12 protein-coding genes are annotated in these 11,438 nt (G+C 70.5%); 8 read left to right on the forward strand and 4 right to left on the reverse strand.

Annotated elements, in window-relative coordinates; all coding sequences use genetic code 11:
* Positions 1-359: 359 nt before the first annotated feature.
* Positions 360-929, reverse strand: a complete 570-nt coding sequence (locus AB5I40_RS10420) for a sigma-70 family RNA polymerase sigma factor (RefSeq protein ID WP_370938255.1) — start codon at positions 927-929, stop codon at positions 360-362.
* Between the two features lie 101 nt (positions 930-1,030).
* Here AB5I40_RS10420 and AB5I40_RS10425 point away from each other — a divergent pair, with 101 nt between their 5' ends.
* A complete protein-coding gene (locus tag AB5I40_RS10425) occupies positions 1,031-1,771 on the forward strand; it encodes a zf-HC2 domain-containing protein (RefSeq protein WP_370938257.1) in 741 nt (246 codons plus the stop codon).
* A gap of 382 nt (positions 1,772-2,153) precedes the next feature.
* Here AB5I40_RS10425 and AB5I40_RS10430 read toward each other — a convergent pair whose 3' ends face one another.
* Positions 2,154-2,762 carry a DUF5134 domain-containing protein gene (locus AB5I40_RS10430; RefSeq protein ID WP_370938258.1) on the reverse strand — a complete coding sequence of 203 codons (609 nt, stop codon included), beginning with the start codon at positions 2,760-2,762 and terminating at the stop codon, positions 2,154-2,156.
* Positions 2,759-4,501 carry a PepSY-associated TM helix domain-containing protein gene (locus AB5I40_RS10435; protein WP_370938259.1) on the reverse strand — a complete coding sequence of 581 codons (1,743 nt, stop codon included), beginning with the start codon at positions 4,499-4,501 and terminating at the stop codon, positions 2,759-2,761. The genes AB5I40_RS10430 and AB5I40_RS10435 overlap by 4 nt, the downstream gene beginning before the upstream one ends.
* 190 nt (positions 4,502-4,691) lie before the next feature.
* Here AB5I40_RS10435 and mftA point away from each other — a divergent pair, with 190 nt between their 5' ends.
* From mftA to mftD, 7 genes are read left to right on the forward strand one after another with little or no spacing between them, the layout of a single operon-like run.
* On the forward strand, positions 4,692-4,796 hold the full coding sequence (gene mftA, locus AB5I40_RS10440) for a mycofactocin precursor MftA (protein WP_370938260.1): 105 nt from the start codon (positions 4,692-4,694) through the stop codon (positions 4,794-4,796).
* On the forward strand, positions 4,786-5,079 hold the full coding sequence (gene mftB / locus AB5I40_RS10445) for a mycofactocin biosynthesis chaperone MftB (RefSeq protein WP_344279507.1): 294 nt from the start codon (positions 4,786-4,788) through the stop codon (positions 5,077-5,079). Before mftA ends, mftB begins: the two co-directional genes overlap by 11 nt.
* Positions 5,079-6,257 (forward strand): mycofactocin radical SAM maturase, encoded by a 1,179-nt coding sequence (gene mftC / locus AB5I40_RS10450; RefSeq protein WP_370938262.1) that lies wholly within the window; start codon positions 5,079-5,081, stop codon positions 6,255-6,257. Before mftB ends, mftC begins: the two co-directional genes overlap by 1 nt.
* Position 6,258: 1 nt before the next feature.
* Positions 6,259-6,948, forward strand: coding sequence for a mycofactocin biosynthesis peptidyl-dipeptidase MftE (gene mftE, locus AB5I40_RS10455; protein WP_370938263.1), 690 nt, complete (start codon positions 6,259-6,261; stop codon positions 6,946-6,948).
* Positions 6,945-7,733, forward strand: a complete 789-nt coding sequence (locus tag AB5I40_RS10460; RefSeq protein WP_370938264.1) for a mycofactocin-coupled SDR family oxidoreductase — start codon at positions 6,945-6,947, stop codon at positions 7,731-7,733. Before mftE ends, AB5I40_RS10460 begins: the two co-directional genes overlap by 4 nt.
* Entirely contained in the window at positions 7,730-9,157 is a 1,428-nt protein-coding gene (gene mftF, locus AB5I40_RS10465; RefSeq protein ID WP_370938265.1) for a mycofactocin biosynthesis glycosyltransferase MftF, read from the forward strand. The genes AB5I40_RS10460 and mftF overlap by 4 nt, the downstream gene beginning before the upstream one ends.
* Positions 9,154-10,326, forward strand: coding sequence for a pre-mycofactocin synthase MftD (gene mftD, locus AB5I40_RS10470; protein ID WP_370938266.1), 1,173 nt, complete (start codon positions 9,154-9,156; stop codon positions 10,324-10,326). The genes mftF and mftD overlap by 4 nt, the downstream gene beginning before the upstream one ends.
* A gap of 139 nt (positions 10,327-10,465) precedes the next feature.
* Here mftD and AB5I40_RS10475 read toward each other — a convergent pair whose 3' ends face one another.
* Positions 10,466-11,425, reverse strand: coding sequence for a hypothetical protein (locus AB5I40_RS10475; RefSeq protein WP_370938268.1), 960 nt, complete (start codon positions 11,423-11,425; stop codon positions 10,466-10,468).
* Positions 11,426-11,438: the final 13 nt, after the last annotated feature.

Consider the following 11,438-nt stretch of genomic DNA (forward strand, 5'->3'; position numbering starts at 1 on the left):
AACAACGGCTCGGCTCGGCTCGGCTCGGCTCGGCTCGGCTCGGCTCGGCTCGGCTCGGCTCGGCTCGGCTCGGCTCGGCTCGGCTCGGCTCGGGAAGCGAGCCAATCGCTCAACTCGGCGATCCGCCACCGTCCACTTCAGACGATCGCCGCCAAGCAACCGGCCCGCAGCCGTCATCCGCGACAGCCAGCCGTCCACTTCGCCCGCCACCCGACACGAGCAGCGGCCCGCCCCGGTATCCAAGCTGTCCGCCAACCTGCCGGACAATCCACTACTCGCCGACAGCCAAGCAGATCCGCCCGACTACCAAGCACCCCACGCCGACAGCCCAGCGCCCCGGCAGAACGGAACAACCCGCGTCACATCGCGGTGTCGTTCTCCTCCTGCGCGCGCAGCAAATCATCACGGGCGCGGGACACCCGGGAACGCACCGTGCCGACCGGACAGCCGCACACTTCGGCCGCCTCCGCGTAGGAAAGGCCCAGGAATTGGGTCAGCACCAGGGCTTCCCGGCGGTCCTCGTCCAGGGTGTCGAGCAGGAGGCCCAGTTCGATGAGGTCCTCGAAGCCCGCCGTGCGCGTCCGCGCCGATTGTTCTTCGGCGGCTCGCTGCCAGTCGGCCGTCGTGGATTCGCGGGGGCGGACCGAGCGCGCGCGGATGCGGTCGACGACCACCCGGCGGGCGATGGACAGCAGCCACGTCCGCGACGACGACCGGCCCGCGAAGCGCGGCAGCGAGCCGAACGCGCGCAGGTACGTTTCCTGGGTGAGGTCGTCCGCGTCGGCCGGGCTGGTGCGGTGGGCCAGGAAGCGCCACGCGTCGGCCTGCGTCGCGCGGACCCAGGCTTCCAATGCGACCTGGTCGCCGCGGCCGGCGGCGAGGGCCAGCGCGGTGATCCGCTCGTCGTCGTTGTCGCGGCCGGTGGACACGGACGTCACGGTAGTCCATGCCGTCCGGCGGCGGTTCCACGACCAGGTCCCGGGAAAATTCGTCGAGCCCGCCGGGAACTCGGCCGCGCATCCGAGCGACTATGACAGACGTGAGCTGTGAAATCTTCCGCGAAGCGCTGTCCGCGCGACTCGACGGCGAAGCGGGTCCGCTGCCCGAACCGCAGGTCGACCAGCACCTCGAGACCTGCGCGGCGTGCCGGAGCTGGTACGAGCGAAGCGCGACGCTGCGCCGCACCATGCTGGTCCGCAGCGCGCCCGAGGTGCCCGATCTCACCGACCGGATCCTCGCCCAAACCCCGGCCCCGCCGAGGGAAAAATGGGGTCTGCGGGTCGCGCTGGGACTGGTCGGGCTGGTCCAGTGCGGGCTGGCGTTCGCGCAACTGCTCGGCATGGACAACGCCCACGGCACCGGCGGTTTCATGGAAGGCCACCTCATCAACGAAAGCGCGGCCTGGAACCTCGCGGTCGGCGTCGGCCTGCTGTGGGCCGCCCTGCGAACCCGCGCGGCGGCCGGGCAGTTGCCGATGATCACCGGATTCGTGATCGTCCTCGCAGTGCTCACGACCAGCGACCTGATCGGCGACCGGGTGACAGTCGCCCGGGTGCTGTCGCACGTCTTCCTCGTCGTCGGACTGGCGCTGCTCTACGCGGTCCACCGCCAGCACCGGCTCCGCCACCAGCCGGGCCCAGACCTCGCCGACACCGCCGACGACCCGGACCAGACCACCGTCACCACCCACGGCGCGCTCGCCCTGGTCCGCCCGCACCCGAAACGCGGCCGCGACTCCCAACGCCCGACCGGACGGCACCGCGCCGCCTGACCGCCCGTTCGCCCCGGGCGTTCCGGCCAAGCAGCTCACACCGGGAACGCTCGAGCGCGAGGTCGCTTCGCGGTGCCATCACAGAGCCACACGCGACGCGAACCGCACGCCAGCGGCAATCCGAGAAAGACCGCGCAGTCTGATACGGCTCGCGACACCAGCCGACGTAACCCGAGGCAACGGCCATGCGCCGCCTCTTGCATTGGGCCACGCAGGCCAGGGGTCGCAAACCTGTCGTCTGAGCTGGTCAGGCTAAGCATTGCGGAATTGGCTGGAACTGCGGATCCGTTGCTTCGGGCCGGAGTCACGGCGGTCGTGTTCAAGCGTCAGCCAAAGCCGGTCAGCCCCGGGAAGCGGCCGAGCCCAAACATCCCGACCCGGCTCAGATCATCGCCACCGCCATCACCGCCATTCCCAAGCTCATCACCCCTTCCATCGCCAACCCGACCTCCCGCCGTCCTGGCCGGGCGACCGTCCGGGCGTGGTCGATCGCCCGGGCCAGCCACGCGACCCCGGCCGCCAAAAACACCACCGCCAGCACTGCCGCGACCGCCATCACGTGCGCGGGTGCGTGCCCGGTCATCGTCATGCCCGCGTCGCCCATGTCCATCCCGGCGTGCTCGCCGCCCATCGCCGTCTCGGACATCGTCATTCCCGCCATCGCCGACGGCATCACGAACGCCATCCACGCCATTCCGGCCATCATCAGCGCGTGGTGCGCTCCCGGCAGCCGTCCGTGCCCGAATCCCAGCGCCGCGCTCACCGCGAACCATCCGGCGGCCGCCGCGAACAGCACGACCTGGGGCATCCGCGCGAAAGTCATCGTCGCGGGCCAAGCCATCGTGACCATTCCGGCGCACATCGCCGCGTGCAGCGCGTCCGCCACGCGGCCGCTGACGCCCGGACGCCGCGCGCACCGGTACAGGCAGAACGTCCCGGCCGCGGCGAACAGCAGCGTGAGGATCCAACGCAAACCCGTTTCGGCGATCATCGCGCGACCTCCCGGCGCAGGCCCAGCAGGCAGTCCACGGCCAGGAATCCCAGCAGCGACAACCCGAAAACCGGAAGGAACCAGCCCACGACCGCTACTCCGACCAGCACCGGAGCCAGCACTCGCCCGGGGATTCGCCGCCATGCGCCGCGCATCGGCAATCGGCCGAAACGGCCCCGGTCCCGCGACCGTTCGCCGTTCGCTGGCAACCGATCCGGCCGAGCCCCGCCACGACCAGACAGGACCGGACCGCCCGACGCCCCGTCATCTTCCGGCGATCGGCCCGAGGAGGCCTCGCTACGCGGCCTCGCGGCGTCCGTTGGCAACTCGCCAGTCTCACCGCTCACGCCGGGTATCGACGCCTGGCCGGAACGAGCCTGCCCGCGCAACGACTCGGCGCCCTCCGGCGATCGGCCAGCGTCGGCCTCACCGGGCAGCCGCACATCGTCCGTTGGCAACCCGCCGACACGCGTCCCGCCTATCGGCAAGCGGCCGAAGCGAGCCCGGCCACGCCTGCGTCGGTCATCCTCCGGCAACCGATCCAAGCCACGCGACTCGCCGGAACGGCCCCCGCCACGCAAGCCACCCGCTACCGGCCGACCAGAGCAGCCCCTCAGCCACCACATCCGATATCCCCACCCCACAACACAAACCAACGCCGCACCGAGCACCGTCAGCACAATCTGGTTCGCGACCCCGAACAGCAGCCCCATATGCGCGTCAATCCCCCACCGGCTCAGCTTCGCGGCTAGCGGATAGTCAGCGAACCTCAACGTCCCAGCAACAACGCCCGTGCCAGGATCGACCGCCATCGAGTCCTGTTTGGACGGCCAACCCCTTCCGACCTGCTGCACCACATAGCCACCCGTGGCAGGCGGCCGGATCTCCACCGGATCAGACAATCCGGCCCGCACGGTCGCGTCGCGAACCGCCTGCCAGCCGACGTCGCCGGGAGACCGAGAGGCCGACGAAACCGACGGCGTAGTCCAGTCCAAAGAGGACCGCAGATCGGTGATGTTCGCGCCCGCATGAAGGGACCATGTCAATCCGGTGGCGGAGAGAAACAACAGCCCCGCGGCGATCCACAGGCCAGCCGAGCCGTGCCAGGAACGCAGCCGCCGCCGTCCGGGTTTGCCGCCGGAAGGCAAAAGCACAGCACGCAAGCGTCGGCGACGGCCAAGCCACAAAGCCAACCCGGCGAGCGTGATCACCCACAACCAACTCGCCGCCAGCTCGCTGTACAACCGGCCGAAGTCGCCTAGATGAAGGTTGCGGTGCAGGGTGTCGATCCAGCCTCGGACCGGCATCGCCTGCCCCGAACCGTAGGTCTCCAGCGCGCCGCGAACCCCGCCGTCATGCGGATTGACGAACACTGTGTACCGGTAACTCGGTGCCAGACCCGGACGGTCGAAGATCACCTGGGTGGTGTCAGTCGCGGACGGCGCCGGGCGGACGCCGATCACCTTCCCGTCCGGCACCTGCGCACGCGCGACGAGAACCTGCTGGTCCAGCGACACCGCGCCAGCGGCGGCCGGGACGTGCAACTCCTGCGAGTAAAGAGCCTCCTCCAGTTGCGGCGTCCACACGTACGCGATCCCGGTCAGCGCAGCGACCAGCAGGAACGGTCCGACGAACACTCCGGCGTAGAAGTGCAGCCGCAACACCAGCGGACGCAGCGCCGCCCATCCGGTCGCCAGTTCTCGTTCGGTGCGTGGCGCGTCGTCTGTGCCGATGGCCATCCTGCTCCCTTCGCGTCGTCCGCCTCCTGAGGAGTCGGGCGAGCGGGGCAGTCGGTTCCCGGCGAAACAGAACGCCCGATCGGGTGTCTCGCGCGGACAGGCCATTGCTTCTGGCACGGGGTGACAGTATTGTCGCCGTCACATTCGACACCAAGTGTCAAATATCGCCGAGCGGGACAAGGGAGTCACGATGAGCGAGACGACAACCGCAGCCGACACGAAGGCCGAAGAGGTCGTAGCCGACGAATTGCTCGTCGAGGAGGTCTCGATCGACGGAATGTGCGGTGTCTACTGACCGCGACGCCGCGGCGTTCGATCTGGACGGTGCTTGGGAACTGGACAGCCGGGTCTCCATCCGGCCGGAGCGGTTCGGCGCGCTGCTGTACCACTTCGGCACCCGCCGGCTGTCCTTTCTCAAGAGCCGCACCATGCTCGCCGCGGTGCAGGCGCTGACCGACCACCCCTCCGCCCGCGCGGCGTGTGCGCAGGCCGGGGTCGCGCAGGCGGAATTGCCCCGCTACCGCGCCGCCCTCGCCGCGCTCGCGGCGTCGGACATGATCCATCCGAGGAGCGTGTGATGCCGCTTGTCGACGAATTCCAGTTCGGGCTCGACGCGCCGATCTGCCTCACCTGGGAACTCACCTACGCCTGCAACCTCTCCTGCGTGCACTGCCTTTCCTCGTCCGGCCGCCGCGACCCGCGCGAGCTGAGCACCGAGGAGTGCAAGGCGCTGATCGACGAGTTCGAGCGCATGCAGGTGTTCTACGTGAACATCGGCGGCGGCGAACCGACTGTCCGGCCCGATTTCTGGGAGCTGGTCGACTACGCGACCGAGCACCACGTCGGCGTCAAGTTCTCCACCAACGGCATCAAGATCACCGAGGACGTCGCGAAACGGCTCGCCGGGAGCGATTACGTCGACGTCCAGATCTCCCTCGACGGCGCCACCGAGGAGGTCAACGACCACGTCCGCGGCCCCGGCTCCTACCGCACCGCCGTCCGGGCGATGGAGAACCTTTCCGCCGCGGGCTTCGAGAACTTCAAGATTTCTGTCGTAGTCACCCGGCAGAATGCGGGGCAGCTCGACGACTTCAAAGCAATTGCCGACCGCTACGGCGCCCAGCTGCGGCTCACCCGGCTCCGCCCGTCTGGCCGCGGCGCGGACGTCTGGGACGAGCTGCACCCCACCGCGGCCCAGCAACGGGAGCTGTACGAGTGGCTGGTCAAGCACGGCGAAAACGTGCTCACCGGCGACTCGTTCTTCCACCTGGCGGGCTACGGCGACGGTGGCCTGCCCGGCCTCAACCTGTGCGGGGCGGGCCGGGTGGTGTGCCTGGTCGACCCGGTCGGCGACGTCTACGCGTGCCCGTTCGCCATCCACGACACCTTCCTCGCCGGAAACACGCGCAGCGAGGGCGGATTCACCCGGGTGTGGCGGGAATCCGAGCTGTTCGCGCAACTGCGCAGCCCGCAGAGCGGCGGGGCCTGCACGTCGTGTTCGGCGTTCGACGCCTGCCGCGGCGGGTGCATGGCGGCGAAGTTCTTCACCGGGCTCCCGCTCGACGGCCCGGACCCGGAATGCGTGCGCGGCCACGGCGAACGCGCGCTGGCCGGGGTCGCCGCGGGCAGCGTGCCGAAACCGTCGCTGGACCATTCGCACCGCAAGGTTCCGGTGACCATCGGCATGCGCCGCCCGCCGGACCGGGCCTGCGACGAGAACCCGCTCGCCGGCCTCGCCCCGGGGCCGGGTCGCTGAGATGCGCCTGGCCGATCTGTCGTCGCCGGACGTCGCCGAACAGGCGGCGTCCGGCGCGATCCTCGCCGTGCCGCTCGGGGCAACCGAACAGCACGGCCCGCACCTGCCGTTGAGCACGGACACCGACATCGCGACGGCGTTGTGCGACCGGCTCGCCGCGGAACGGCCGGACGTGCTGGTCGCGCCGGCCGTGCCGTACGGATCGAGCGGCGAACACGCCGGGTTCGCCGGGACGATCTCGATCGGGCAAGCGGCCACGGAACTCCTGCTCGTGGAACTGGGCCGGTCGGCCTGCGAAACGTTCCGGCGGCTGCTTTTCGTGTCCGCGCACGGAGGCAACGCGGCTTCGGTGACGCGCGCGGTCGCGATCCTGCGCACGGAATCGCGGAACGTCTCGATGTTCGAACCGCGCTGGCAAGGCGATCCGCACGCCGGACGGCCGGAAACCGCTCTGCAGCTGGCCCTCCGTCCGGAAAATGTGCAGATGGAGAAAGCGGTGCCGGGCGACGGCCGTCCGCTGGGCGAGTTGCTTCCGGTGCTGCGCAACGGCGGTGTGCTGGCCGTGACGGAAACCGGAATCCTCGGCGATCCCACTGGAGCCACCGCGGACGAAGGCCGGGGCCTCCTCGACGTCCTCACGGCGCAGTTGCGCGCGCACGTTCGCGACTGGACCTCCGTGGTGACGCCGTGAAAGCCGCCCTCGTGACCGGCGCGGCGCGCGGCATCGGCGCAGCCACCGCAGTGAAGCTGGCTGGCCAGGGCTGGGCCGTGCTCGCGGTGGATGTCGCGGCCGACGATCCCGCCCTCCCCTACCCGATGGGCACCGCTGAAGAACTGTCCACAGTGGTCGCCAAGATCCGGGAAAACGGCGGTACGGCGGAGGAATTCCGCGCGGAAGTCCGCGACCGTGCGCAGTTGGCCGCAGCCGTCGCGGAAGCAGAACAACGATGGGGCGGACTCGACGCGGCCATCGCAGCGGCGGGAGTGGTCGCGGGCGGGGTGCCACTGTGGGAAATGCCGCCGGAGCAGGAAGACGCTGTCCTCGACGTCAACCTCCGCGGCGTACTCAACCTCGCCCACGTAGCGATTCCAGCGATGCTGCGCCGTCCGAAACCCCGCTCCGGACGGTTCCTGGCCGTCGCGTCCGCCGCCGCGACGCGCGGGCTGCCGACGCTCGCCGCGTACTGCGCGGCGAAAGCCGGAGTCGCCGGGTTGATTCGCGCGCTGGGCACGGAATTAGGCGACTCCGGCGTCACCGCGAACGCGGTCAGCCCGGGCTCGACCGACACGCCGATCCTCGCCGAGAGCGCCCGGCTGTACGACCTTCCGGCGGCGCAAACGTTTGCCGCACAACAACCTCAGCAGCGACTGCTCGATCCCGCTGAGGTCGCCGCCGTCCTGGCCTTCCTCGCCGGGCCGGAAAGCGGCGCGATGACCGGCGCGGTCGTCCCGGTGGACGGAGGGCTGACGCTGTGACCACCCCGCTGCCCGCCGGATTCCGGCTCGCCGTCGACCCGAGCGTCAAACAACTCTCCGACGGCCTCCTCTTCGGCGGCTCCCCCACCCGCGTGCTGCGCCTGACGAAGGCCGGTCGAACGGCGTGGGCTCGCTTGGCGGACCACCCCGTCGAGACGTCCGCGGAAGGCGTCCTCGCCCGGCTGCTCACCGACGCCGGGTTCGCACACCCGTTGCCACCAGCCAAAACCGCCGACGCGACGGTCGTCATCCCGGTCCGCGACCGCGCCGGACTGCTCGGCCGCTGCCTCGCCGGTCTCGACGGCCGATACCCCGCGCTGGTCGTCGACGACGGATCCGCCGACCCCGCCGCCATCTCCGCAGCAGCCTCCGCACACGGCGCGAAACTCGTCCGCCGCGAGGTCAACGGCGGACCGGGCGTGGCTCGAAACACCGCCCTGGAGCACGTTTCCACTGACCTGATCGCTTTCCTGGACAGCGATTGCGTCCCGTCGCCGGACTGGATCGACCAGCTGGCCGGGCATTTCGCCGACCCGCTCGTCGCCGCCGTCGCGCCGCGCGTGCGTCCGCTCGCCGCCGACACGTGGGCTGGCCGCTACACCCGCGCCGCCAGCAGCCTCGACCTTGGCACCGCCGCTGCCCGCGTCGCACCCGGCACACGACTGTCCTATGTGCCCACTGCCGCCTTGCTGGTTCGTCGGACCGCAGTGGAATCCGTCGCCCGTGACGGTGCGGTTTTCGACCCGGCAATGCGCGTCGGCGAGGACGTCGACCTCGGCTGGCGACTCCACGACGCTGGCTTCCGAATCCGCTACGACCCGTCCGCGCACGTCGACCACCACGAACCGGCCACTTGGCGCGCGTTGCTCCGTCGTCGCGCCAGTTACGGCACTTCCGCCGCACCGTTGGCCATTCGCCGCCCGGCCGCGATGGCCCCGCTCGTGCTGCACCCGTGGCCGACGCTGACCGTCGCCGCGCTTCTGGCCCGCCGTCCGCTTCCAGCTGCCGCTGCCTTCGCGGGCGCAGTGCTGACCATGGCCCGAGTGCTGCGCCGAAGCGACGTGCCGACACACGGCGTTGCGCGCGCGATGGGTACGGCCGTCGGCCAAACCTGGCTCGGGTTCGGCCGCTACAGCACGCAATTCGCCGCGCCCCTGCTCGCCGCTTTTTTGGTGCCCGGCGGTCGAAAACGCTGGGGACGACGAGCCGCGATCGCTTCGCTGCTCGCCGGACCGCCGCTGACCGCCTGGCTGCGGCAACGCCCCGATCTCGATCCATTCCGCTACACCGCCGGCGCGATCGCCGACGACCTCGCGTACGGCGCCGGGGTGTGGGCGGGCTGTCTCGACCACCGGACCGCGGTCCCGCTGCGGCCGCGCGTCACCTGGCGCCCTCTGCGCGTCGACCCGAAGGGAAAACGATGAGCACCACCTGGTTCGAATCAATCGCCGAAGCACAGCGGCGGGCGAAGAAGCGCCTGCCCGCGTCCGTCTACTCGGCACTGATCGCCGGTTCGGAAAAAGGGCTGACGCTGCAAGACAATCTGGCCGCGTACGACGAACTGCGCTTCGCCCCGCGCACCGCCGGACTGCCCGGCGAACGCGATCTGAGCACGAAGGTCCTCGGCCGCGACGTCGCGCTGCCCGTGCTGATTTCGCCGACCGGCGTGCAGGCCGTGCATCCCGACGGCGAGGTCGCGGTCGCCCGTGCGGCCGCCGCGCGCGGAACGTCGATGGGGCTGTCGTCGTTCGCCAGCAAGCCGGTCGAGGAAGTGGTGGCGGCCAACCCCAATACGTACTTCCAGGTGTACTGGACAGGCAGCCGCGACGACATCCTCCGCCGCCTGGACCGGGCGCGATCCGCGGGGGCGGTCGGGATCATCCTCACGCTCGACTGGTCGTTCTCGCACAGCCGCGACTGGGGCAGCCCGCACATCCCGGACAAGCTGACGCTGCGCGAACTGATCCGCTTCGCACCCGAAGGCATGATGCATCCGCGGTGGCTGCTCGCCTACGCGCGCACCAAGAAGCTGCCAGACCTCAGCGTCCCGAACATGGCTGAGCCTGGGACGCCGGTGCCGTCGTTCTTCGGCGCGTACGGGCAGTGGATGCAGACCGCGCCGCCGAGCTGGGAAGACGTTAGCTGGCTGCGGAAGCAGTGGGACGGGCCGTTCCTGTTGAAGGGCGTGTACCGGGTCGACGAGGCACGCCGCGCGGTGGACGCCGGGGTCAGCGCGATCTCGGTGTCCAACCACGGCGGCAACAACCTCGACGGCACTCCCGCCACGATCCGCGCGCTGCCCGCCGTCGCGGAAGCGGTGGGAAGCGAGGTGGAAGTGCTGCTGGACGGCGGAATCCGGCGCGGGAGCGATGTCGTGAAGGCGCTCGCACTCGGGGCGCGCGCGGTCCTGATCGGACGCGCGTACCTGTGGGGCCTCGCGGCGGGCGGGCAGGCCGGGGTGGAGAACGTGCTGGACGTGCTGCGCAACGGCATCGATTCGACGCTGCTCGCGCTGGGGCATCGCAGCGTGCACGACCTGAGCCGGGACGACTTGATCGTCCCGGAGGGCTTCGAACGCCGGATCGGGGCTTGATCTGTTGTCCGTGAGGGGAACCCTGAGGGACTCTGATTCCCTCAGGGTTCCCCTCACGGACAGTCTTTTGGAGTGCAGGCAGCTCGCGTTCAGCCGCGCGTGGTTCCGGACGTGGAGTCCTTACACCGCAAGGGTTCCGCTATCGCCCGCGCGGTGCCGGGTTCTGCTGGAACTGCCCCTGCCAGCTGGCTTGGGCACCGGTGTCGCCGATCCGCACGATGTCGTAAACCGCCGCCCCGCCAGCCAGGATCGACAGCACGATCAACGTCACGCTGACCGCTTTGGAGGCAGGCGCGAGAAACACCCGACGGCGATTCGCCGCAGCTTTGCTTGCGCTGGCACCGCTCACGGCGAGGCCCGCTTGACGGGCACCAGCCGCAGCCGTGCCAGCCGCAGCTGCCTCGGGCACCTCCGACCCAGCACCGCCAGCCACCGCACCGCCAGCCACCGCAGCATCAGCCCCGGCACCAACACTCCCAGGCACGCCGACACCAGCGCGCGCCGACGTCGCGCCAGGCGCTCCCTCAGCAGCACCACCGCTTCCGGGCACGCCAACGCCCGCCGCAGCACCGCCGGCCGCAGCACTCGCGCCCGCATTGGGTGCCGCTGCCGCGGCACCGCCGCCTGCAGCGGCACCAACGCCGCCAGACCCCGCAGGTCCACCAGCCAGCGCCGCACCCGCATGCGCGCCCGCACCGGTCACCGCCGCCACGGAACCGCCCGCCGCCACAGCATCAGCGTCCGAGCCCGCAGCACCCGCGTCCGCCACAGCAGCGCCAGCCTCCCGCTGCCGCCACCACAGCGCCAAAGCCAGCACCGCCACCGGGATCGCCGCCCAGATCGCCGTGTCGCCGAGTTCGGTGTGCGCCCGGACCAGCGGCGTCCGCGCCACGCGCCGTTCCAGCCACTCGCCCGCATTCGTCGTTATGGGCACCAGGATAACCACCAGTACCGACAAAATCGCGTTCGCGCCGGCCAGCCGCCTGCGCACCGAAGGCAGGCAAGCGGTCAGCACCAAGACCAGCGCCGACAACGGCAGCAGCACGACAATCGCGTGCACGAGCAGGATATGAGCGGGCAACCCGTTGACCGTCGTCATGCAGCCTTTCCCA

The organism is Amycolatopsis sp. cg13 (assembly GCF_041346965.1).
Lineage (GTDB): Bacteria > Actinomycetota > Actinomycetes > Mycobacteriales > Pseudonocardiaceae > Amycolatopsis.